The sequence below is a fragment of the Variovorax sp. GW823-FHT04F07 genome, from assembly GCF_058795995.1.
The window spans coordinates 792,613-813,456 of record NZ_JBXAIG010000001.1 but is presented as its reverse complement, the minus strand read 5'-3'; the positions used below and the strand labels follow the sequence as shown (position 1 = coordinate 813,456).

At 67.1% G+C, this 20,844-nt stretch carries 24 protein-coding genes; 18 read left to right on the top strand and 6 right to left on the bottom strand.

The annotated features are described in order from the left end of the window. Nucleotides 1-38 precede the first annotated feature (38 nt). The 3 genes from AC1RAA_RS03810 to icd form a co-directional block, all read right to left on the bottom strand. Complete coding sequence (locus AC1RAA_RS03810; RefSeq protein ID WP_492726565.1) at nucleotides 39-239, bottom strand: hypothetical protein; 201 nt, start codon at nucleotides 237-239, stop codon at nucleotides 39-41. A gap of 142 nt (nucleotides 240-381) precedes the next feature. Further along, entirely contained in the window at nucleotides 382-1,335 is a 954-nt protein-coding gene (gene tssL, locus AC1RAA_RS03805; RefSeq protein ID WP_492726563.1) for a type VI secretion system protein TssL, long form, read from the bottom strand. Nucleotides 1,336-1,538: 203 nt separating this feature from the next. Then, nucleotides 1,539-2,798: an NADP-dependent isocitrate dehydrogenase gene (icd, locus tag AC1RAA_RS03800; protein WP_062471491.1), complete on the bottom strand. Its 1,260-nt coding sequence runs from the start codon at nucleotides 2,796-2,798 to the stop codon at nucleotides 1,539-1,541. A gap of 219 nt (nucleotides 2,799-3,017) precedes the next feature. Here icd and AC1RAA_RS03795 point away from each other — a divergent pair, with 219 nt between their 5' ends. The 3 genes from AC1RAA_RS03795 to AC1RAA_RS03785 all read left to right on the top strand — a co-directional run bounded on the left by AC1RAA_RS03795 (nucleotide 3,018) and on the right by AC1RAA_RS03785 (nucleotide 4,259). Next, nucleotides 3,018-3,356, top strand: a complete 339-nt coding sequence (locus tag AC1RAA_RS03795; protein WP_062471494.1) for a hypothetical protein — start codon at nucleotides 3,018-3,020, stop codon at nucleotides 3,354-3,356. 152 nt (nucleotides 3,357-3,508) lie between these two features. Then, nucleotides 3,509-3,697: a hypothetical protein gene (locus AC1RAA_RS03790; protein WP_070060553.1), complete on the top strand. Its 189-nt coding sequence runs from the start codon at nucleotides 3,509-3,511 to the stop codon at nucleotides 3,695-3,697. Nucleotides 3,698-3,788: 91 nt separating this feature from the next. Next, nucleotides 3,789-4,259, top strand: coding sequence for a DUF192 domain-containing protein (locus tag AC1RAA_RS03785; protein WP_082548869.1), 471 nt, complete (start codon nucleotides 3,789-3,791; stop codon nucleotides 4,257-4,259). Between the two features lie 69 nt (nucleotides 4,260-4,328). On the opposite strand, the gene AC1RAA_RS03780 is transcribed toward AC1RAA_RS03785, so the two are convergent. Together AC1RAA_RS03780 and xseA are read right to left on the bottom strand one after the other, a co-directional pair. Next, nucleotides 4,329-4,910 carry a superoxide dismutase gene (locus tag AC1RAA_RS03780; RefSeq protein WP_095745206.1) on the bottom strand — a complete coding sequence of 194 codons (582 nt, stop codon included), beginning with the start codon at nucleotides 4,908-4,910 and terminating at the stop codon, nucleotides 4,329-4,331. Nucleotides 4,911-4,960: 50 nt separating this feature from the next. Next, nucleotides 4,961-6,274 (bottom strand): exodeoxyribonuclease VII large subunit, encoded by a 1,314-nt coding sequence (gene xseA, locus AC1RAA_RS03775; RefSeq protein WP_492726560.1) that lies wholly within the window; start codon nucleotides 6,272-6,274, stop codon nucleotides 4,961-4,963. 312 nt (nucleotides 6,275-6,586) lie between these two features. Here xseA and AC1RAA_RS03770 point away from each other — a divergent pair, with 312 nt between their 5' ends. The 6 genes from AC1RAA_RS03770 (at nucleotide 6,587) to adk (ending at nucleotide 10,511) form a co-directional block, all read left to right on the top strand. After that, nucleotides 6,587-7,219 (top strand): MotA/TolQ/ExbB proton channel family protein, encoded by a 633-nt coding sequence (locus AC1RAA_RS03770; RefSeq protein WP_492726558.1) that lies wholly within the window; start codon nucleotides 6,587-6,589, stop codon nucleotides 7,217-7,219. Nucleotides 7,220-7,364: 145 nt separating this feature from the next. After that, nucleotides 7,365-7,790, top strand: a complete 426-nt coding sequence (locus AC1RAA_RS03765; protein WP_062471507.1) for an ExbD/TolR family protein — start codon at nucleotides 7,365-7,367, stop codon at nucleotides 7,788-7,790. Beyond that, a complete protein-coding gene (gene lpxK / locus AC1RAA_RS03760) occupies nucleotides 7,791-8,786 on the top strand; it encodes a tetraacyldisaccharide 4'-kinase (protein WP_492726555.1) in 996 nt (331 codons plus the stop codon). After that, entirely contained in the window at nucleotides 8,767-8,949 is a 183-nt protein-coding gene (locus tag AC1RAA_RS03755) for a Trm112 family protein (protein ID WP_013541700.1), read from the top strand. Before lpxK ends, AC1RAA_RS03755 begins: the two co-directional genes overlap by 20 nt. After that, complete coding sequence (gene kdsB / locus AC1RAA_RS03750; RefSeq protein WP_070060548.1) at nucleotides 8,946-9,719, top strand: 3-deoxy-manno-octulosonate cytidylyltransferase; 774 nt, start codon at nucleotides 8,946-8,948, stop codon at nucleotides 9,717-9,719. Before AC1RAA_RS03755 ends, kdsB begins: the two co-directional genes overlap by 4 nt. Nucleotides 9,720-9,854: 135 nt before the next feature. Further along, the gene (gene adk / locus AC1RAA_RS03745) at nucleotides 9,855-10,511 is read left to right on the top strand and encodes an adenylate kinase (protein WP_062471515.1); all 657 of its coding nucleotides are present in this window, start codon (nucleotides 9,855-9,857) and stop codon (nucleotides 10,509-10,511) included. Between the two features lie 30 nt (nucleotides 10,512-10,541). Here adk and AC1RAA_RS03740 read toward each other — a convergent pair whose 3' ends face one another. Beyond that, the gene (locus AC1RAA_RS03740; protein WP_492726553.1) at nucleotides 10,542-11,528 is read right to left on the bottom strand and encodes an asparaginase; all 987 of its coding nucleotides are present in this window, start codon (nucleotides 11,526-11,528) and stop codon (nucleotides 10,542-10,544) included. A gap of 73 nt (nucleotides 11,529-11,601) precedes the next feature. Here AC1RAA_RS03740 and lexA point away from each other — a divergent pair, with 73 nt between their 5' ends. From lexA to AC1RAA_RS03695, 9 genes are all read left to right on the top strand, one after another. Continuing rightward, nucleotides 11,602-12,285, top strand: a complete 684-nt coding sequence (gene lexA, locus AC1RAA_RS03735; protein ID WP_056581233.1) for a transcriptional repressor LexA — start codon at nucleotides 11,602-11,604, stop codon at nucleotides 12,283-12,285. A 143-nt stretch (nucleotides 12,286-12,428) separates the two neighbouring features. Further along, on the top strand, nucleotides 12,429-12,812 hold the full coding sequence (locus AC1RAA_RS03730; RefSeq protein WP_492726551.1) for a hypothetical protein: 384 nt from the start codon (nucleotides 12,429-12,431) through the stop codon (nucleotides 12,810-12,812). Nucleotides 12,813-12,970: 158 nt separating this feature from the next. Further along, nucleotides 12,971-13,978, top strand: coding sequence for a D-2-hydroxyacid dehydrogenase family protein (locus AC1RAA_RS03725; protein WP_062471528.1), 1,008 nt, complete (start codon nucleotides 12,971-12,973; stop codon nucleotides 13,976-13,978). Nucleotides 13,979-13,982: 4 nt separating this feature from the next. After that, nucleotides 13,983-15,143 (top strand): MFS transporter, encoded by a 1,161-nt coding sequence (locus AC1RAA_RS03720; protein ID WP_492726549.1) that lies wholly within the window; start codon nucleotides 13,983-13,985, stop codon nucleotides 15,141-15,143. A gap of 133 nt (nucleotides 15,144-15,276) precedes the next feature. Then, complete coding sequence (locus AC1RAA_RS03715; RefSeq protein ID WP_492726547.1) at nucleotides 15,277-16,797, top strand: 3-hydroxyacyl-CoA dehydrogenase; 1,521 nt, start codon at nucleotides 15,277-15,279, stop codon at nucleotides 16,795-16,797. 26 nt (nucleotides 16,798-16,823) lie between these two features. After that, nucleotides 16,824-17,603 (top strand): oxepin-CoA hydrolase, alternative type, encoded by a 780-nt coding sequence (locus AC1RAA_RS03710; RefSeq protein WP_062471537.1) that lies wholly within the window; start codon nucleotides 16,824-16,826, stop codon nucleotides 17,601-17,603. Between the two features lie 60 nt (nucleotides 17,604-17,663). Further along, on the top strand, nucleotides 17,664-18,383 hold the full coding sequence (locus tag AC1RAA_RS03705; RefSeq protein ID WP_062471540.1) for a Crp/Fnr family transcriptional regulator: 720 nt from the start codon (nucleotides 17,664-17,666) through the stop codon (nucleotides 18,381-18,383). A 12-nt stretch (nucleotides 18,384-18,395) separates the two neighbouring features. Continuing rightward, nucleotides 18,396-19,502: a phosphotransferase gene (locus tag AC1RAA_RS03700; RefSeq protein WP_492726545.1), complete on the top strand. Its 1,107-nt coding sequence runs from the start codon at nucleotides 18,396-18,398 to the stop codon at nucleotides 19,500-19,502. A gap of 34 nt (nucleotides 19,503-19,536) precedes the next feature. Continuing rightward, nucleotides 19,537-20,814 carry an acyl-CoA dehydrogenase family protein gene (locus tag AC1RAA_RS03695; RefSeq protein ID WP_062471546.1) on the top strand — a complete coding sequence of 426 codons (1,278 nt, stop codon included), beginning with the start codon at nucleotides 19,537-19,539 and terminating at the stop codon, nucleotides 20,812-20,814. The last annotated feature ends 30 nt before the right edge of the window (nucleotides 20,815-20,844 follow it).

Genomic DNA, 20,844 nt, shown 5'->3' with positions numbered 1-20,844 from the left:
AGACGGACGTAAAAAAACCGGCAGGTTGCCGGTCTTTTTTACAGATTGCGCAGAACGGGACCTTTGGGCGCCGGCAATTTCCGGCCCGGCACCCGGGTCGGAACCGGCAGATCGGGCGGCAAGGCGTCGATTTCTTCGTCGGTGAGTTCGCGCTCGGGTGCCGATTCTGCTTCCTTGTGAACGGCTACGGGCAGCGCGAGCGGGACCGGCGAGTTCTGCAGCTCCGAATCCTCGTGCAAGGCCGGTACTGGTGGCACTGGTCTCGGCCGCTGCGGGGGTGACGGTGCAACGGGCGGCGCAACCGGCCCTCCTCTTCTGCCCGGCCACGTAGGGAGCGCTGGCGACAACGCCTGCCATTCAGCCAGCCGCCGCGCATCTTGCTCAGCCTGCCACCGCGCCAGTGCCAAGCGTTGCGCTTTCTGATGTGCGGTCTGCTGCTGCCCGAGCAGCGCCAACTCGGCGCGGATCGCCAGGCTGCTTCACCGGACCCGCGCTGGCGTTGGCGCCTGTGCCCTGCGTGACCATGATGTCGACGCGCCGGTTGCGGGCACGTCCCGCAGCGGTGGTGCTGTCTGCGATGGGAACCGTGGCGCCGCGCCCTTCGGTCTGGATGCGCGATGGCACGACGCCCTTGCCGGTCAACACTTCGGCCACGGCCTGTGCCCGCTTCTCGCTCAGGACCTGGTTGTCGGGAAACTCGCGCGTGCGAATCGGCTGGTTGTCCGAATGGCCGGTGATCTGAACCGTGCCGGAGACCTGGTTGATCTCGTCGGCCACCTTCGCCAGCACGGGGAGAATCCGTGCACTGAGGCGCGCCTGACCGGGGACGAACATCTCGTCGCCCTTGAAGGTGACGATGCTGCGGCGCTCGTCTTCGTCCACGCTCACCGTTTCTCGCTCGATTTCGCTCGCCAGCAATTCCTTCAGGCGCAGCGGCTTGACGGGAGGCGCCGGCGGGGGACGCAGCCGGCCGATGGCGGCAATGCGCTGCTGCAGATCAGCGCTCGACTGCAACAGCTGGTACTTGTACCAGGCAAACAGGCCGAACAGGATCAGCGTCAGCACCGAGCCGGTCACCCACACCGGCACACTGCGCAGCAAGCGAAACTTGCCAGCCCCCACACCCTTCCAATGCGGCGACAAGTCGCTCGGGACAGCGCTCGCCGAGAGATCGTCATTGCGCGATCTGCCGTGCAACGTGCACGCCCTGTTCGATCGAGTCGTCTGCGAGGCCCCCTGTTGCCGGGCAGATTCCTGTGTTCTTTTTCCCCACTTCGCGCCCCCTATGCTTCTTGGAATGGGCGCGATTCTGGCGGCTCGCTGCGAGGCAAACACAGCACAGTTTCTACCAATGGTTAAACGAAAGACGGAGCCTATTGATCTGTGATGTTTGCCCGCCTCTCCTTACGTTCAGAGCACAAAGGAGGTAATTCACTAACGATATCGCGAGGGCGACAGGCAAGAAAAAACCCTCGACTCCTTTCGGAAGCTCGAGGGCTTGATAAGGGTCTGACGTTTCTCGACGTCAGCGATCGCAATTACATGTTGTCGATCATGACCTGACCGAAACCAGAGCAGCTCACTTGCGTCGCGCCGTCCATCAGGCGCGCGAAGTCATAGGTGACCTTCTTGCTGGCGATCGATTTTTCCATCGAGCTGATGATCAGGTCGGCCGCTTCGGTCCAGCCCATGTGGCGCAGCATCATTTCGGCGGACAGGATCTCGGAACCCGGGTTCACATAGTCCTTGCCGGCGTACTTGGGGGCCGTGCCGTGGGTGGCTTCGAACATGGCGACGGTGTCGCTCAGGTTCGCGCCCGGTGCGATGCCGATGCCGCCGACCTGTGCGGCCAGTGCGTCGGACACGTAGTCGCCGTTGAGGTTCAGCGTGGCAATCACGCTGTATTCGGCGGGGCGCAGCAGGATCTGCTGCAGGAACGCGTCGGCGATGCTGTCCTTGACGGTGATTTCCTTGCCCGTCTTGGGGTTCTTGAACTTCATCCACGGGCCGCCGTCGATCAGCTCGGCGCCGAATTCCTTGGCGGCCAGGTTGTAGCCCCAGTCACGGAAGCCACCTTCGGTGAACTTCATGATGTTGCCCTTGTGGACCAGGGTCACGCTCGGCTTGTCGTTGTCGATCGCGTACTGGAAGGCCTTGCGCACGAGGCGCTCGGTGCCTTCGCGCGAGACGGGCTTGACGCCGATGCCCGAGGTGTTGGGGAAGCGGATCTTCTTGACGCCCATCTCGTCCTGCAGGAACTTGATGAGCTTCTTGGCCTTGTCGCTTTCGGCTTCGAACTCGATGCCGGCGTAGATGTCTTCCGAGTTCTCGCGGAAGATGACCATGTTGGTCTTGTGCGGCTCGCGCACCGGACTGGGCACGCCCTCGAAGTACTGGATGGGCCGCAGGCAGACGTACAGGTCGAGCTCCTGGCGCAGCGCCACGTTCAGCGAGCGGATGCCGCCGCCGACGGGCGTGGTCAGCGGGCCCTTGATGGACACCACGTAGTCGCGCACTGCATGCAGGGTTTCCTCGGGGAGCCAGACGTCGGGGCCGTAGACCTTGGTCGACTTCTCGCCGGCGTAGACCTCCATCCAGTGGATCTTCTTCTTGCCGCCGTAGGCCTTGGCCACTGCGGCGTCCACCACCTTGAGCATCACCGGCGTGATGTCCAGCCCGGTGCCGTCGCCTTCGATGAACGGAATGATCGGCTGATCGGGCACATTGAGCGAATTGTCAGCGTTGACCGTGATCTTCTGGCCTTCGGTCGGGACTTTGATGTGCTGATAGCTGGACATGAGGGGGCTTGACTCCGGGAGTGACGTAATTCGAACGACTGTCTGCGAATTCAGACAGCGAGGGAGAATCGCTGTACAGCGCGCTAACAAATCGCTGTACATTTTAGACGCAACCCATCAGCGGACAATTGTCAACCGTAGGGCGATAGAGCCCGTTACTGGCTGACCTTCTGCTCGCCGGGAGGCGTTTCCAACCAATTCTCGATAGAGGAATCATCAATGAGCAAACTTCTCGCAGTCATGATCGCTGGCCTGTTCGCCGCTGGCGCGTACGCCCAGAACCCGGCCGGTACCACGCCCGAACAAGGCAACGCGACCAACAGCAAGCCGCAAGCTCGCGCTGAAGCCAAGAAGGAAGCCAAGCCCGCTGGTCAAGTGGCTCCCGCTGCTGGCGACATCGCCAAGACGCCTGAAGGCGGCGCCTTCGGTGCCGACAAGGCTGGCGTTGCTGGCGAAAAGCGCGCCAAGACCCGCGACGATCGTCGCCGCAACAAGGACGGCAGCGTGAAGCGCAAGGCCACCCAAGGCGGCACGCCTGACATGCCCGGCGCCAAGTAAGCCGGTCTGTCCCCCTAAGAAAAGCGCTCTCCAGAGCGCTTTTTTTCGTTCGCAGTTTTGTTCAACCACTGTCAACCGGGGTTCTTGAGGTCCGTTGAATGGAGGCCTTCCGCAGGGAGGTGATCCATATCAACAATCTCAAAGGATTTCTCATGAACAAGCTGATCGCAGCCCTGGTCGCCGGCCTCTTCGCAGCCGGTGCATTCGCCCAAGCCGCCGAACCCGCTCCCGCAGCGCCGGCCGCTCCCGCCGTCCACAAGGCCAAGGCCAAGCACACGGTCAAGAAGCACAAGGTGCGCCACGTCTCCAAGGCCCACGCGGCCGCCGCCAAGAAGGTGTAAGCTTTCAAGCTCCCGGCAATGCCCGCTTCAGCGGGCATTTTTATTGGTCACGGGCCGACCTCGTGTGTCGCCGCCCCGAAAGAGTCATCCGATGTTTCAGCGTCTCGCCGCGCTGCTTCTGGTGTCCGCGTCCTTCCTGGCGCCGGCCCACGCGCAGCAGCAAATCCAACCGCAACCCCAAACCGATCTGGCACGCACGCAGTTGTCGGTCGGCCTCTACAAGATCGATGCGCAAGTGGCGCAATCGCCCCGCGAACGCGAGATCGGCCTGATGTTCCGCAAGACGATGCCGCAGGCCGAGGGCATGATCTTCGTCTTCGAGCAGCCGGCCACGCAGTGCTTCTGGATGCGCAACACCCTGTTGCCGCTGACCGCCGCCTTCGTGGCCGACGACGGCCGCATCGTCAACCTGGTCGACATGCAGCCGATGACCGAGAACTCGCATTGCTCCGAAGAGCCGGTGCGCTACGTGCTCGAGATGAACCAGGGCTGGTTCGCCAAGAAGAACATCAAGAAGGGTGCCAAGCTCGGCGGCGAGCTCTTCTCTGCCGCCAAGCGCTGAGCAATTGAGCGCCCGTAAAAAAGCCGACCCGCAGGTCGGCTTTTTTCATAGCGAGCGCCAGGTCCGGCTTCAGCCGAAGTTCTTCGCCGCGAAGTCCCAGTTGGCCAGCTTGGCCAGGAAGGTCTCGACGAACTTCGGGCGCAGGTTGCGGTAGTCGATGTAGTACGCGTGTTCCCACACGTCCACCGTCAGCAGCGCCGTGTCGGCGGTGGTCAGCGGCGTGCCGGCTGCGCCGGTGTTCACGATGTCCACCGAGCCGTCGGCCTTCTTCACCAGCCAGGTCCAGCCCGAGCCGAAGTTGCCCACGGCCGACTTCACGAAGGCTTCCTTGAAGGCGTCGTAGCTGCCCCACTTGGCGTCGATGGCCTTGGCCAGCGCGCCGGTGGGGGCGCCGCCGCCTTGGGGCTTCATGCAGTTCCAGAAGAAGGTGTGGTTCCAGATCTGGGCGGCGTTGTTGTAGATGCCGCCGCTGGACTTCTTGACGATCTCTTCGAGCGTCATCGCTTCGAACTCGGTGCCCTTTTGCAGGTTGTTCAGGTTCACCACGTAGGCGTTGTGGTGCTTGCCGTGGTGGTACTCGAGCGTTTCCTTCGAATACTCGGGAGCCAGTGCGTCGATGGCGTACGGCAGGGGTGGGAGCACATGTTCCATGGTTTTTTCTCGTGGGTTGGTTGTGGGGAATGAAGGATTCTAGGAAGTAATCAGGGGGACGGCGTCAGACGTGTTCCCGTTGCGCCGCCGGGCGTCACGGTCAGGTCGACCGAGCCATCGGAAAGGCGCGCGACGACGGCATCGCCGGCCTGCAGGCTGCCTGCGCTGACGACCGCGCGGCCTTCGCCGTCGGTCAGCAAGGCATAGCCGCGCTGCAACACCAGGGCCGGGTCGAGCAGCCGCAGGCGCAGGGCCACGCGTTCGAGCCGCTCGCGCCGCTGCGTCAGCGAGCGCGCGAACTTCGCGGAGAAATCGGTGGCGATGGCCTGCGGCACCTGCGCCAATCGCTCCCGGCGCGACAGCACCGCGTAGTGCAGCCGCTGCGCGTGGTGCGCCAGCCGCAACTGCTGGCGCGCGACCAGGCCCGAGGGGCGGCCCAGCCGCGCGGCCGCCTGGTCCAGCCGTTGGCCGAGCACGTCGAGCCGCCCGCCCAGCGCATCGCCGAGCCGTTCGTCAAGCAGGTCGAGCGCGCCGAGCCACAGGTCGCGCGGCGCGCTGACGAGTTCGGCGGCAGCCGTCGGCGTCGGTGCGCGCAGGTCGGCGCAGAAATCGGCGATGGTGAAATCGGTTTCGTGCCCCACGCCGCTGATCACCGGCACAGGACTCTGCACGATGGTGCGCGCCAGCGTTTCGTCGTTGAAGGCCCAGAGGTCCTCGATGGAGCCGCCACCGCGCACCAGCAAGATCACGTCGACAGCCGGCTCCAGCATGTAGAGCGACTGCAAGGCGCGCACCAGTTCGGCCGGCGCGTTGGCGCCCTGCACTGCCGACGGCGCCAGCACCACGGGAATATGTGGCACGCGCCGCCGCAGCGCGGTCACGACGTCATGCAGCGCCGCAGCGCCTAGCGAGGTGACGACGCCCACGGCGCGTGGCATGGACGGCAGCGCCCGCTTGCGCGCCGGATCGAACAGGCCCTCGGCTTCGAGGCGCGCCTTGCGCAGCAGGAACTGCTCGAACAGCGCGCCCTGCCCCGCGCGCCGCAGGCTTTCGACCACTAGTTGCAGATCGCCGCGCGGTTCGTACACCGCCAGCCGGCCGCGCACTTCGACCTGGTCGCCGTCGCGCGGCGTGAAGTCGAGCAGACTCGCCGCGCGACGGAACATCGCGCAGCGCAGCTGGCCGGATTCGTCCTTGAGCGAGAAATAGCAATGACCGCTCGATGCGCGCGAGAAACCCGAAATTTCCCCGCGCACCGAGACCGGGTTGAAGCGCGCATCGAGCGCATCGGCCACCGCGCGGCACAGCGCGCCCACGGCCCACACGCGCGGCCCGGGCGCGGCATTCGGCTCCCTGAAGCTCATCGCGCCCCTCCGCCGCCGAGCGCCACTCTTCCACAACGGGCGTCGCGCCCCCCACTTTGGAGGGGTATGGTGGAACAGATGCACGAGTTCTCGTGCAAGCTGTTGATTTCATTTAAAAAAGTGCTGCTCAAAATTCAATCGATCTAACGGAAAGCCCGTCCCATGCGGGTTCGGAGACATTGCGCGATGGGTTAATCACAAAGTTATCCACAGAATCTGTGCGTCCTTGCCGACACGCAAACAAGCCGCGAGCCGATGGTGGCTCGGTGGATAATCGCCGCGCATTTGCAGTCTACGGGCCGGAGGATTTTCTTGTTTTCCATCATTGTTGCCGCGGGCTGGCCAATCTGGCCATTGCTCGCCTGTTCGGTCATCGCACTCGCGCTGGTCATTGAACGTTTCACCAGCCTCAAGACCGTCAAGGTCCTGCCGCCGAAGCTGCTGGACGAGACCATCACCGTGTCGCGCGGCGCGGTTCCCGGCCCGGATGTCGTGACCAAACTGGAAAGCAACTCGATGCTCGGCCAGGTGCTGGCCGCCGGCCTGCGCGCGCTGAACGCCAACCCGCGCTGCACCGAAGAAGACCTGCGCGCCGCCATGGAGGCCTCGGGCCGCACCGTGGCGCACAAGCTGGAGCGCTACCTGCCGGCGCTGGCCACCATCGCCTCGGCCGCGCCGCTGCTCGGCCTGCTGGGCACGGTGATCGGCATGATCGAGATCTTCGGCTCGCAGTCGCCCGGCAGCGGTGCGGTCAGTTCAGGCAACCCGGCGCAGCTGGCGCACGGCATCTCGATCGCGCTGTACAACACGGCCTTCGGCCTGATCGTGGCCATTCCCACGCTGATCTTCTGGCGCTACTTCCGCAGCCGCGTCGACGAGTACCTGCTGAACCTCGAACTCTCGGGCGAGCGCTTCGCGCGCCACTTGAACGCACTTCGCAAATGACGGCCATCGCAGCAACCGACGGCCGCCACACCAGGGACACCGCGGAACCGGCTTCGCCGGGCCGCAGGTGTCGCCCCCGGAAGGGGGTTGGCGTAGCGACACGAAGTGCGCGCAGCCTGGGGGTGAGCCTATGACTCGGGGCCGCATGCAGTTTCGCCACGGCGCGCGCGACGAGCCGGAGATCAACCTGATCCCGTTCATCGACGTGCTGCTGGTCGTGCTGATCTTCCTGATGCTGTCGACCACCTACAGCAAGTTCACCGAGATGCAGCTGCGGCTGCCGACGGCGGACGTCGACGCGCAGCGCGACTACCCGAAAGAGGTGATCGTGGCGGTGTCGGCTGACGGCCGCTACGTGATCAACAAGTCGCCGCTGGCGGACCGCAGCGTCGACACCGTGGCCGCCGCGCTCGGCGCCGCCGCCACCGGCGGCAAGGACAGCGTCGTGATCATCAGCGCCGACGCAGCCAGCCCGCACCAGGCCGTGGTGACGGTGATGGAGGCCGCACGCCGTGCCGGCCTGATGCAGATCACCTTCGCCGCCCAGTCGACGGCCCAGGCCGGTCACTGAGTGTCGACCGGCGCGCGGCTGCAGGATGCCTGGCTGCGCCGCGGTGCGCTGGCCTGCCTGCTGTGGCCGCTGTCGCAGGTCTACGGCGCCCTCTTCGCGTTGCGGCGCGCCTTCTATCGATGGGGCTGGCAGAAAACCGGACGCGTGCCGGTACCCGTGATCGTGGTCGGCAATGTGATCGCGGGTGGAGCCGGCAAGACACCGGTCGTGATGGCCGTCGTGCGCCACCTTCAGGCGCGTGGCCTGCGGGTGGGCGTGGTGTCACGGGGCTACGGCCGCCGCACCGACGACTGCCGTGAAGTCCAGGCCGACAGCGATCCGCAGGACGTCGGCGACGAACCCGCGTTGATCCACCATGCCACTGGCGCGCCGGTCTTCGTGGCCCGGCAGCGCATCGAGGCCGCACGCGCCCTGCTCGAACGGCACCCGGCCACGCAGGTCATCGTCAGCGACGACGGCCTGCAACACCTGGCGCTGGCGCGCGACATCGAGATCTGCGTGTTCGACGACCGCGGTGTCGGCAACGGCTGGCTGCTGCCCGCCGGCCCCCTGCGCGAGCCGTGGCCGCGTCGCTGCGACCTGCTGCTGCACAGCGGCGAGCGGCCCGCCTTCGCCGATGGCTACACCGCCACCCGCGAACTGGCGCCGTACGCCCTCGCGAAGGACGGCCGGCGCATCCAGCTCGACACGCTCGCCGGCCAGCCCCTGATCGCGCTCGCCGCCATCGCGCGGCCGGAGGCCTTCTTCACGATGCTGCGTGCTCGCGGCCTGACGCTCGCAGACACCCTCGCGCTGCCTGACCACCACGATTTCAGCGGCTGGCAACGACCAGCCGGTCCCGCCCTGCCCCTCGTCTGCACGGAAAAAGACGCCGTCAAGCTCTGGCAGCAGGTGCCCGACGCGCTCGCCGTGCCGCTGCACTTCGAACCCTCGCCGGTGTTCTTCGCCGCCCTCGACGCGAAGCTATCATCGCTCGATGGATACCAAGCTGCTTGAACTGCTCGTCTGCCCCGTCACCAAGGGCCCGCTGACCTGGAACGCCGAGAAGCAGGAACTCTGCTCACGCAGCGCCCGCCTGGCCTACCCGGTGCGCGACGGCATCCCGGTGCTGCTCGAGAACGAGGCCCGCACGCTGTCCGACGAAGAGCTGGGCCTGTGAGCTTCACCGTTCTGGTGCCGGCCCGGCTGGCTTCGACGCGACTTCCCAACAAACCGCTGGCCGACATCGCCGGACTGCCGATGGTCGTGCGCGTGGCGCAACGTGCCCGCCAGTCCGGCGCCCTTCGCGTGGTGGTAGCCGGTGATGACGCTTCCATCATCGACGCCTGCAAGGCGCACGGCGTCGAGGCCCTGCTCACCCGCCAGGACCACCCCAGCGGCACCGACCGGCTGGCCGAAGCCTGCGAACAGCTCGGGCTCGACGGTGACGCGATCGTCGTCAACGTGCAGGGCGACGAGCCGCTGATCGACCCCGCGCTGATCGACGCCGTTGCTGCCACGCTGGCCGCGCGTCCGCAGGCCGCGATGAGCACCGCCGTCCACGCGATCGACTCGCTGGCCGACTTCATGAACCCGAACGTGGTGAAGGCCGTGCTCGATGCACAGGGCCATGCGCTGTACTTCAGCCGCGCACCGATCCCCTGGTGGCGCGACGGCTCGTCGGGCGGTGCGGCGCCGTCGGTGCTGCCCAGCCCCGCGCCGCTGCGCCACATCGGCATCTACGGCTATCGCGCAGGCTTCGTGCGGCAATTTCCATTGCTGTCACCCGCCCCTGTCGAAGCCACCGAGGCGCTCGAACAGTTGCGCGCGCTGTGGCACGGACACCGCATCGCGGTGCATGTGAGCGATGTGGCACCGGGCCCCGGGATCGACACGCCCGAAGACCTGGCGCGCGTGCGCGCCGTCTTCGCGGCCGGCTCTCCTGCGTGAGCTGCAGGCCGCCCCGAGGGAGACGGCGGCAATTTGTCACGGGGACGCATGCTATCCTCGATGCAATTCCGCCTCGGCGCGCCTGAGGGCGCGCATGGGGCGCGACACAAAATCTAAGAACCTTCCGAGGACACCATGAGACTTATTTTGCTGGGCGCGCCCGGAGCAGGCAAAGGCACGCAAGCGACCTTCATCTGCCAGAAATACGGCATTCCCCAAATCTCGACCGGCGACATGTTGCGCGCCGCGGTCAAGGCAGGCACCCCCCTCGGGCTGCAGGCCAAGACGATCATGGATTCGGGTGCACTGGTCAGCGACGACCTGATCATCAACCTCGTGAAGGAACGCATCGCGCAGCCCGACTGCAACGGCGGCTTCCTGTTCGACGGCTTCCCACGCACCATTCCGCAGGCCGACGCCATGAAGGCGGCCGGCGTGAAGCTCGACTACGTGCTCGAGATCGACGTGCCCTTCGGTGACATCATCGAACGCATGAGCGGTCGTCGCTCACACCCGGCATCGGGCCGCACCTACCACGTCAAGTTCAATCCGCCGAAGGTGGAAGGCAAGGACGACGTGACGGGCGAAGAGCTGATCCAGCGCGAAGACGACAAGGAAGAGACCGTGCGCAAGCGGCTCGACGTCTACAGCCAGCAGACCCGTCCGCTGGTCGACTACTACTCGGCCTGGGCCAAGACCGACCCGGCCGCCGCGCCGAAGTACCGCGCCATCCAGGGCGTGGGCACGGTCGACGAGATCACACAGCGCGCGCTTGCCGCACTGAACAGCTGATTCAGCGGCTGATTCGTCAGCCTCTTTCTCCTAGCCGCCCTCCGCCTCCGGCAGGGCGGCCACTCCCAAAAGTTCCAGCACCAGCGCGACCCGCGCCTTCACCGGCGTGAGTGCGCCTGCGTCCCGCAGCCCGTCGCCGGGTTTCGGCAGGATGCGTCCGTTCGCGCAGCGTGTGGCACGCAACACCACCAAGCCACCGCCCTGCGCCTTCAGCGCTGCGGCTTCCAGCGCGTGGTGCACGGTGCCATTGCCGGTCGTGGCCACGACCAGCCCGCGCAAGGGCTCAGCCGACGGGAGCAGCAACGCCTCCACGATCGCACCGCTCGCGCCCGCGTGGCTCATGACGATCTCGACGCGGGGCCACGGCTTCAACACCGCCTCCAGCCGCGCCGCATCGAACGGCGCCCCCTGCGGCCACGCACGCACGCGCCGCACTTCGCCCTCTTCCACATAGCCGACCGGCCCCGCATCGCCCGACGCGAAGGCATCAAGGCGGTAGGTGTGCACCTTCTGCACATCGAGGCCGCTGTGGATCGCGCCCGCACACACCACCGTCACGCCCTGCGCGCCGGGCGTCGAGGCCACAGCGAGTGCGTCGCGGACATTCTGCGGACCGTCAGGCGACAGGGCCGTCGCCGGGCGCATCGCGCAGGTCAGCACCACCGGCTTGGCCGGCGCGAGCACGGCGTGCAGGAAGAAGGCGGTCTCTTCCAGCGTGTCGGTGCCGTGCGTGATCACGATGCCGGCCACATCAGGCTGCGCCAGCCAGTGTGCGCAGCGCGCGGCCAGCTGGCGCCAGGTGTCGGCGTCCATGTCCTTGCTGTCGAGCTGCGCGACCTGCTCCGCCACCAGCGCCACGCCGGCCGGCGCCTCGATGCCGCCCAGCAGGTCCGCCACCCCCACCTGCCCGGCGGTGTAGCCGATGTTGTCGCCGCTGCTGGCGGCCTTGCCGGCAATGGTGCCGCCGGTGCCCAGCACGACCACGCGGCGCGTCTCGGACGAAGAGGAATGAGTCATGGCTTGTCAACTTTTGAAAACTGGTTAAAAATACAGGTACTGGATATCTAGCCAGTGCCGCAAGGAAACCACTATGCAGTTCGCAGTGAAGCTTACCGCCCGCCAGCAGCAGATCCTGGACCTGATCCAGGCCGCCATCGCACGCACCGGTGCGCCGCCGACGCGCGCCGAAATCGCCAACGAGCTGGGCTTCAAGTCGGCCAATGCCGCCGAGGAGCACCTGCAGGCCCTGGCCCGCAAGGGCGTCATCGAACTGGTCAGCGGCACCTCGCGCGGCATCCGCCTCAAGGGCGATGCGCTGCGCTCGCTCCACGAAACGCGCCACCGCGAAGGCAACCAGTTCTCGCTTTCGCTGCCCGGCATGGCCCAGCTCGCGCTGCCGCTCATCGGCCGCGTCGCGGCGGGTTCGCCCATCCTCGCGCAAGAGCACGTCGACCAGACCTACTACGTCGAGAACACGCTCTTCCAGCGCCAACCCGACTATCTGCTCAAGGTGCGCGGCATGTCGATGCGCGACGCCGGCATCATGGACGGCGACCTGCTCGCCGTGCAGGCCACGAAGGAAGCGCGCAACGGCCAGATCGTGGTGGCGCGCCTCGGCGAAGAAGTCACCGTGAAGCGCCTGAAGCGCAACAAGCAGGTGATCGAGCTGCACGCCGAGAACCCCGACTACCCGACCATCATCGTCCAGCCCGGCGAGCCCTTCGAAATCGAAGGCCTCGCGGTCGGCCTCATCCGCAACACGATGCTGATGTAGCCCCGGGCCTGCTGCCCACACGCAGCAGCACCTCATCCGGCCGCGACAGGTGGCGGGCGTATGGCGCGAAGTCGCCATCACCCTGTCGTGGCCGATTCAAGAAATCCTGCCTGTGTTCAACCTCATACTTTTTTGGAGTTCACATGGGAATCGCCCTCCTCGCCATCGCCGACCTCTGGTCGCCCCTGCAATCGCTGGCCACCCGCTGGATGCCCGCCCGCCGCCCTTCGAATGGTGAGAGCGGCGACGCAGCGGCCGGCTTGCGCTACGTGGCCATTCGCCCGGTCTGCACGGCGCGCCCCGCTGGCGGCTCCGCACCTGCCAGTTCGCCATCCGCCGCCGCAGCGCCCGCCCGTCCGCTGCGCGTGGTCCGCGTGGTCGACCGCCAAGGCACGCAGCGCGGCTGCGCCAACCGGGTCGTGATTTCCGGCCGCATGGCCGACGTGTGTGCCGAACTCGACCGGCTCGCCGCACTCGAAGCTGCAGAAACCGGGAGCGGCACGCACCGCCCCAGCCACCTGCACTGAGAAGGTGCGAACGAACCCGCCGTGCCTGCGCGCCCCGCACGCGCATGGCGGATTCACCCCCAATGGTCTGAAACAGGCCTCCCGGGCGCCATCTGGCATGGGGTATCCAAACGTTCACACGTGCGACGTGCCGATGCTGCGAGGCACAATGGCATGCCATGAACATTGTGATCCTCGACGACTACCAGGACGCCGTGCGCAAGCTGCAGTGCGCTGCCAAGCTGGACGCTTACGCCGCCAAGGTCTACACCAACACGGTCAAGGGCATCGGTCAGCTGTCGGTTCGCCTCAAGGATGCGGACGTCATCGTGCTCATCCGCGAGCGCAGCCAGATCTCCCGCCAGCTCATCGAGAAGCTGCCCAAGCTCAAGCTGATTTCCCAGACCGGGCGCGTCGGCGGCCACATCGACGTCACGGCCTGCACCGAACGCGGTGTGGCGGTGGCCGAGGGCTCGGGCTCGCCGCAGGCGCCCGCCGAACTCACCTGGGCGCTGATCATGGCGGCCATGCGCCGCCTGCCGCAGTACATCAGCAACCTCAAGCACGGGGCCTGGCAGCAGTCGGGCCTCAAGTCGGCATCGATGCCGCCGAATTTCGGCGTGGGCTCGGTGCTCAAGGGCAAGACGCTGTGCATCTGGGGCTACGGCCGCATCGGCCAGCTGGTGGCCCGCTACGGGCAGGCCTTCGGCATGCAGGTCGTGATCTGGGGCCGCGAGGCCAGCTGCGCCAAGGCGCGCTCCGACGGCTTCCAGGTGGCACAGAACCGCCACGAATTCTTTGCCGCCGCCGACGTGCTGTCGGTGCATCTGCGGCTCAACGAGGACACCCAGGGCCTCGTCAAGCTCGAAGACCTCTCGCGCATGAAGCCGACGGCGCTGTTCGTCAACACCTCGCGCGCCGAGCTGGTCGAAGCCGATGCCCTCTTGGCCGCCCTCAACCGCGGCCGCCCCGGGCTGGCGGCCATCGACGTGTTCGAGAGCGAACCGCCGTTGCAGGGCCATGCGCTGCTGCGCCTGGAGAACTGCATCTGCACGCCGCACATCGGCTACGTCGAGCAGGAAAGCTACGAAAGCTACTTCGGCCAGGCGTTCGACAACGTCGTGAGCTTCATCAAGGGCAACCCCACGAACATCGTGAACCCCGGCGCGCTGCAGGTCCGGCGGTGAACGCATGAGCCGGCCCGCGCCGCAGCGAGGCGCGCTCTGGGCGCTGCTGGCCGGCAATTTCGTGATCGGCACGGGCGTGATGGTCGTGCCCGGCACCCTCAATGAGATCAGCGCCTCGCTGGCCATCAAGGTCGCCACCGCAGGCCAGCTGATCAGCGCGGCCGCCTTCGTGATGTGCCTGGGCGCCCCGCTGCTGGCCGCCGCGGTCGCCGGCTGGGACCGCCGCAAGCTGCTGGCCCTCACCCTGCTCTGGTACGCCGCGTGGCACGTGGTCGCGGCGCTCGTGCCCAGCTTCGGCGCGCTGCTGCCGGTGCGCATGCTGACGGTGATCGCGCCCGCCATCTTCACGCCCCAGGCCGCGGCCTGCGCCGGCATGCTGGTGCCGCCCGAGCAGCGCGGGCGCGCCGTCACCTTCGTCTTTCTCGGCTGGTCGGTGGCCTCGGTGCTGGGCCTGCCGATCGGCGCGCTGATCGGCGGCCACCTGGGCTGGCGCATGGCCTTCATGGCCAGCGCGGCGCTCAGCGTGGTGAGCGCGGCCTCGGTCTGGCTCACACTGCCCAGCGGCATCCGGCCCGCCGCGCTCACGGCCGCCGCCTGGTCGCGCGTGCTGCGCAGCCCGGTGCTGATGGGCATCGTGTCGGTCACGGCGCTGCAGGGCGTCGGCCAGTTCGTGCTGTTCAGCTATTTCGGCCCGCTGCTCAAGCAGGGCTTCGGCGCCGATGCCAACACGCTGAGCCTGATGTGGGCGCTGTTCGGCGCCTTCGGCCTGTTGGGCAACATGGTGGTGAGCCGCTACATCGATCGCGTCGGCGCCGGGCGCATGGTGCTGTTGACGACCGGGCTGATCGCGCTGAGCCTGCTGCTGTGGCCGCTGGCCAGCACGCTGGCGTGGCTGGCGGTGGTGCTCGTGCCCTGGGGCCTGGGCTGCTTCGCCACCAACTCCTCGCAGCAGGCGCGCCTCGTGGGGCTGGCGCCTGCCCTGGCGCCGGGTTCGGTGGCGCTCAACAGCTCGGGCATCTACATCGGCCAGGCCCTGGGCGCGGCGCTCGGCGGCTGGCTGCTGGCGAACGACGCCACCGAGTGGATGAGCCGGGTCGGTTTTGCACTGATGCTGCTGGCCATGGGCCTGAGCATCGCCATCGACCGCAGCCGCCGCCCGGCCTGATTCCGATGCCCCGCGTAACACCCGGGGCGCGGGCCTCCCGCGAGATTGCAAAATCGGAGCTTTCGTCCGTGTCGCGCACCCGCGCCGACGCGGCCGCCCCGGACACCCACCAACCCATGAGAACCTTGATCCCATGACAGTGAACTACCCCCGAATCGGCGTGATCGGCGCCGGCGCCATGGGGCGCGGCATCGCGCAGATCGCCGCCCAGGCCGGCAGCGAAGTGCTGCTGCTCGACAGCTTCGCAGGCGCCGCCGAGCGCGGCCGCGAAGCCCTCGCCGCCCAATGGAACAAGCTGCACGAGAAAGGCAAGATCGACGCCCCCACGCGCGACGCCTACGTGGCACGCGTGAAGGCGGTCAACGGCATGCAGGCGCTCGCAGGCTGCGACCTCGTGGTCGAGGCCGTGGTCGAGAACCTCGAGGTCAAGCGCACGCTGTTTCGCGAGCTCGAGGACGTGGTCGCGCCCACCGCCACGCTGGTCACCAACACCTCGTCGCTGTCGGTCACGGCCATCGCGGCCGGCCTGCAGCACCCTGCGCGCTTCGCGGGCTTCCACTTCTTCAATCCCGTGCCGCTGATGAAGGTGGTCGAGGTGGTGGCGGGCTTCAAGACCTCGCCCGAGGTCTGCCAGAAGCTGGCCGGCTACGCCACGCAGATGGGCCACAGCGCCGTGCAGGCGCAGGACACGCCCGGCTTCATCGTCAACCACGCGGGCCGCGGCTACGGCACCGAGGCGCTGCGCATCGTCGGCGAAGGCGTGACCGACTTCGCGACAATCGACCGCATCCTGAAGGACCAGGCGGGCTTTCGCCTCGGCCCCTTCGAGCTGCTCGACCTCACGGCGCTCGACGTGTCGCACCCGGTGATGGAGTCGATCTACCATCAGTACTTCGAAGAGCCGCGCTTCCGCCCGAGCGTGATCACCGCGCAGCGCCTGGCCGCTGGCGCACTCGGCCGCAAGACCGGCGAAGGCTTCTACCGCTATGAAGACGGCGTGATGCAGCAGACGCCCGAGGCGCCGGCGCCGGTGATCGAAGGCACGCCCGCGGTCTGGGTGTCGCCGCGTGCCGCGCGCCGCGCCGAACTGCTGCGCCTGGTGAACACGCTGGGTGCGCAGATCGACAGCGGCAGCGCTCCCGCACCGCAGTCGATCATCCTGGTCGCGCCGCTGGGCTTCGACGTGACGACGGTCGCGGCGGTCGAGCGGCTGGACGCCACGCGCACCGTCGGCATCGACATGCTGATCGACGACGCCGCCACCAAGCGCCGCGTGCTCGCCACCAACCCGGCCACGCGCCGCGACGTGCGCGACGCCGCGCACGCCCTCTTCGCGCGCGACGGCAAGGCCGTGAGCGTGATCCGCGATAGCGGCGGCTTCGTCACGCAGCGCGTGATCGGCGCCATCGTCAACATCGCCGCCGACATGTGCCAGCAGCGCGTGTGCACGCCGGCCGACCTCGAGACCGCCGTGCAATTGGGCCTGGGCTATCCGCGCGGCCCGCTCGCCATGGGCAACCTCTACGGACCGACCAACATGCTCGAGGTGCTGTTCAACCTGCAGACCGTGTATGGCGACCCGCGCTATCGCCCGAGCCCGTGGTTGCGCCGCCGCGGCGCGCTGGGCCTGAGCCTGCTGCACGAAGAAGAATAAATAACGAACGAACAGGCACACACGCCATGACCGCCGAACTCAAGAGCACCAGCGAAGGCAGCACCATGGTGCTGACCATCGTCAACCCGACCCAGCGCAATGCACTGGGCCCCGAGATCTATGCCGCCGGCATCGAGGCGCTGAACGGCGCCGAGAGCAGCGACGAGATCCGCAGCGTCGTCATCGTGGGCGAAGGCGCGTGGTTCTGCGCCGGCGGCTCGCTGCAGCGACTGCTGGCCAACCGCCAGCTCGACCGCTCCGTGCAGGCCGAGAGCATCGAGGGCCTGCACAACTGGATCGACTCGATCCGCACCTTTCCCAAGCCGGTCATCGCGGCTGTCGAGGGTGCGGCGGCCGGCGCCGGCTTCTCGCTCGCGCTGGCCTGCGACTTCGTCGTGGCCGCGCGCGACGCCGTGTTCGCGGCCTCGTACAGCAATGTGGCGCTGTCGCCCGACGGCGGCCTCAGCTGGCACCTCGGGCAGGCGCTGCCGCGCCAGCTGGCGAGCGAATGGCTGATGAACGGCGAGCGCATCGAGGCCGCGCGCCTGCATGCCTTCGGCCTCGTCAACGAGCTCACCGACAGCGGACAGGCGCTGGCCGGCGCGCTGGCCCTGGCCACCCGCCTGAACGCGCGCGCACCGAACTCGCTGGCCAGCATCAAGGAGCTGCTGAGCGACGCGCGCGGCGCCACACTGGCGTCGCAGCTATCGCAGGAGCGCGATCATTTCGTGCGCAACCTGCACCACGCGAACGCGGGCATCGGCATTGCCGCGTTCCTCGACAAGACACCGCCACGTTACGAGTGACGCCTGACGGCGTCGCTCCCGAGACACCCCACAGCTTTTCAGTCGCCGAGAGGACAGACCATGGACGACCCCATTCTTACCATCGAAGAACGTGAAGCGATCAACAGTGGTCGCTGGTTTTCTTCCCTATCTCCATCGCTACGGCACGACATCCTCCGATGCGCCTTTGTCAAACGCTACAAGGACGGCGACCTGCTCGCCGCGCGCGGCGACCCGCCCGAGCACTGGATCGCCTGTGCCAAGGGGGCGTTGCGCGTGAGCTCGACCGCGGTGTCGGGCAAGCAGGTGACGCTGACCTACGTCGAGCCGGGCATCTGGTTCGGCGACGTGGCGATGTTCGACGGGGAGCGGCGCACGCACGACACGTACTCGCACGGCGACACCACCGTGCTGTGCGTGGCGCGGGCCGATTTCCAGAAGATCCTGGCCACGCACGTCGAGTTGTACGAAGCGCTGATGCGGCTGCAGGCGCGCCGCATCCGCACGCTGTTCGGGCTGGTGGAAGACCTCAACACCCTGCCCTTGCGCGCACGCCTGGCCAAGCAGCTCATCCACCTGGTGCGCAGCTACGGTGTGCCCAACCTGGACGACGGCAGCCAGACGCGCATCGGCCTGCAACTGGCGCAGGAAGAACTCGCGCAGCTGCTCGGCGCCTCGCGCCAGCGGGTCAACCAGGAACTCAAGACGATGGAGCGCGAGGGCACCATCCGGATCGAGCCGGCCGGACTGGTCGTGCTGGACCGCTCGGCGCTGATGCACATCTCTGAAGCAGACAACTAAAAAAGATTCGACATGAGCCAGGACTTCTCCAGTTTCATCGGCACCCGCGCGGTGTCCCAACAGCACACCTTCGACGTGGACGCGCTTGCGGCCTGGCTCGAAAAGAACCTCGAGGGCTTCCACGGTCCGCTGACGGTCGAGATGTTCAAGGGCGGTCAGTCCAACCCGACCTACAAGCTCGTCACGCCCACGCAGAGCTACGTGATGCGCGCCAAGCCCGGCCCGGTCGCCAAGCTGCTGCCCTCGGCCCATGCGGTCGAGCGCGAATACAAGGTCATGCGCGGCCTGCAGGGCACCGACGTGCCCGTGCCGCGCATGTACTGCCTGTGCGAAGACGAGTCCATCATCGGCCGCGCCTTCTACATCATGGAGTTCATGCAGGGCCGCGTGCTGTGGGACCAGTCGCTGCCCGGCTTCAGCAACGCCGAACGCGCGGCCTACTACGACGAAATGAACCGCGTCATCGCGGCGCTGCACACGGTCGACTTCACCGCCCGCGGCCTGGGCGACTACGGCAAGCCCGGCAACTACTTCGAGCGCCAGATCGGCCGCTGGAGCAAGCAGTACAAGGCCTCAGCCGACGGCGCCGGTGAACTGTCGCAGCCCATCGAGGCCATGGAGCGCCTGATCGACTGGCTGCCCGCCCACATGCCGGCGAGCGCACGCGACGAGAGCAAGGTCTCGATCGTGCATGGCGACTACCGCCTGGACAACGTGATGTTCCATGCCACCGAGCCGCGCATCATCGCGGTGCTCGACTGGGAACTCTCCACGCTGGGCCACCCACTGGCCGACTTCAGCTACCACTGCATGTCGTGGCACATGCCCCCCACCACCGGCCGCGGCATCGGCGGCGTGGACGTGGCGGCGCTGGGCATTCCCACCGAGAGCGAATACATCGCCCGCTATTGCGAGCGCACGCGCATCAGCACGCCCGAGGCGCTGGCGCCCGACTGGAATTTCTACCAGGCCTACAACCTGTTTCGCATGGCCGCCATCCTGCAGGGCATTGCGAAACGCGTCGAAGCCGGTACCGCATCGAGCGAGCAAGCCGTGGCGTCCGCCCGTGGCGCACGGCCGATGGCCGAGATGGCCTGGCAATTTGCCCAAAAGGCATAGCCAGCCCTCCCCCTTAACCCCACCAGGAGACAGCATGGATTTCGAATATTCGGCCAAAACCAAGGAGCTTCAGAAGCGCGTTCTCGCCTTCATGGAAGACCACATCTACCCGGCCGAAGCCGAGTACAGCGCCGAACTGGCCGCCAACACGGTCGCCGGCAAGCGCTGGAGCGCCCTGCAGACCGTCGAGAAGCTCAAGGCCAAGGCCAAGGCACAAGGCCTGTGGAACCTGTTCCTGCCGGTCGACAGCGCCTCGGCCTCGGGCTATGAGGGTGCGGGCCTGACCAATCAGGAATACGCCCCGCTGGCCGAGATCATGGGCCGGGTGCCATGGGCCTCCGAAGCCTTCAACTGCTCGGCGCCCGACACCGGCAACATGGAAACCATCGCCCGCTACGGCTCGGAAGAGATCAAGGCGCGCTGGCTCAAGCCGCTGCTCGAAGGCCAGATCCGCTCGGCCTTCGCGATGACCGAACCCGACGTCGCCTCCAGCGACGCCACCAACATCGCCACCCGCATCGAGCGCCAGGGCGACGAGTACGTCATCAACGGCCACAAGTGGTGGATCTCCGGTGCCGCCGATCCGCGCTGCGCCGTGTTCGTCACCATGGGCAAGACCGACCCCGAAGCGCCCAAGCACTCGCAGCAGAGCATGGTCATCGTGCCGGCCGATGCCAAGGGCATCCGCATCGTGCGCCCGCTGAACGTGATGGGCTACGACGACGCGCCGCACGGCCACGTCGAGATGTACTTCGAGAACGTGCGCGTGCCGGTGGGCAACATCCTGCTGGGCGAAGGCCGCGGCTTCGAGATCGCCCAGGGTCGCCTTGGCCCCGGACGCATCCACCACTGCATGCGCCTGATCGGCCTGGCCGAGCGTGCGCTCGAGCTGATGTGCAAGCGCGCCTCGTCGCGCGTGGCCTTTGGCAAGACCGTCGCCTCGCAGACCGTCACGCAGGAACGCATCGCCGAAGCGCGCTGCAAGATCGACATGGCCCGCCTGCTCACGCTCAAGGCCGCCTGGCTGATGGACGTGGCCGGCAACAAGGTCGCGCGCACCGAGATCGCCATGATCAAGGTGGTGGCGCCCACCATGGCCTGCCAGGTCATCGACTGGGCCATGCAGGTCCACGGCGGCGGCGGCATGTGCGACGACTTCCCGCTGGCCTCGGCCTATGCGCAGGCGCGCACGCTGCGCTTTGCCGACGGCCCGGACGAAGTGCACCGCAACGCGATCGCCAAGTGGGAGCTGGGCAAGTACGCTGCCGACAAGTCGGGCGCTACCGCCGACGCGCCTGTCACGCGCTTCTGATCCAGACAAAAGAAAGGGCGCGATCGCCGC

Bases quoted from the DNA above. Each gene is read 5' to 3' on its own strand.
- AC1RAA_RS03730 (WP_492726551.1), top strand. From the start codon at position 12,429: ATGGGAATCGCCCTCCTCGCCATCGCCGACCTCTGGTCGCCCCTGCAA.
- AC1RAA_RS03795 (WP_062471494.1), top strand. From the start codon at position 3,018: ATGAGCAAACTTCTCGCAGTCATGATCGCTGGCCTGTTCGCCGCTGGC.
- AC1RAA_RS03790 (WP_070060553.1), top strand. From the start codon at position 3,509: ATGAACAAGCTGATCGCAGCCCTGGTCGCCGGCCTCTTCGCAGCCGGT.
- icd (WP_062471491.1), bottom strand. From the start codon at position 2,798: ATGTCCAGCTATCAGCACATCAAAGTCCCGACCGAAGGCCAGAAGATC.
- AC1RAA_RS03700 (WP_492726545.1), top strand. From the start codon at position 18,396: ATGAGCCAGGACTTCTCCAGTTTCATCGGCACCCGCGCGGTGTCCCAA.
- AC1RAA_RS03695 (WP_062471546.1), top strand. From the start codon at position 19,537: ATGGATTTCGAATATTCGGCCAAAACCAAGGAGCTTCAGAAGCGCGTT.
- AC1RAA_RS03780 (WP_095745206.1), bottom strand. From the start codon at position 4,910: ATGGAACATGTGCTCCCACCCCTGCCGTACGCCATCGACGCACTGGCT.
- AC1RAA_RS03755 (WP_013541700.1), top strand. From the start codon at position 8,767: ATGGATACCAAGCTGCTTGAACTGCTCGTCTGCCCCGTCACCAAGGGC.
- AC1RAA_RS03740 (WP_492726553.1), bottom strand. From the start codon at position 11,528: ATGACTCATTCCTCTTCGTCCGAGACGCGCCGCGTGGTCGTGCTGGGC.
- xseA (WP_492726560.1), bottom strand. From the start codon at position 6,274: ATGAGCTTCAGGGAGCCGAATGCCGCGCCCGGGCCGCGCGTGTGGGCC.
- AC1RAA_RS03785 (WP_082548869.1), top strand. From the start codon at position 3,789: ATGTTTCAGCGTCTCGCCGCGCTGCTTCTGGTGTCCGCGTCCTTCCTG.
- AC1RAA_RS03715 (WP_492726547.1), top strand. From the start codon at position 15,277: ATGACAGTGAACTACCCCCGAATCGGCGTGATCGGCGCCGGCGCCATG.
- AC1RAA_RS03705 (WP_062471540.1), top strand. From the start codon at position 17,664: ATGGACGACCCCATTCTTACCATCGAAGAACGTGAAGCGATCAACAGT.
- AC1RAA_RS03720 (WP_492726549.1), top strand. From the start codon at position 13,983: ATGAGCCGGCCCGCGCCGCAGCGAGGCGCGCTCTGGGCGCTGCTGGCC.
- AC1RAA_RS03725 (WP_062471528.1), top strand. From the start codon at position 12,971: ATGAACATTGTGATCCTCGACGACTACCAGGACGCCGTGCGCAAGCTG.
- AC1RAA_RS03765 (WP_062471507.1), top strand. From the start codon at position 7,365: ATGCAGTTTCGCCACGGCGCGCGCGACGAGCCGGAGATCAACCTGATC.
- adk (WP_062471515.1), top strand. From the start codon at position 9,855: ATGAGACTTATTTTGCTGGGCGCGCCCGGAGCAGGCAAAGGCACGCAA.
- AC1RAA_RS03710 (WP_062471537.1), top strand. From the start codon at position 16,824: ATGACCGCCGAACTCAAGAGCACCAGCGAAGGCAGCACCATGGTGCTG.
- lexA (WP_056581233.1), top strand. From the start codon at position 11,602: ATGCAGTTCGCAGTGAAGCTTACCGCCCGCCAGCAGCAGATCCTGGAC.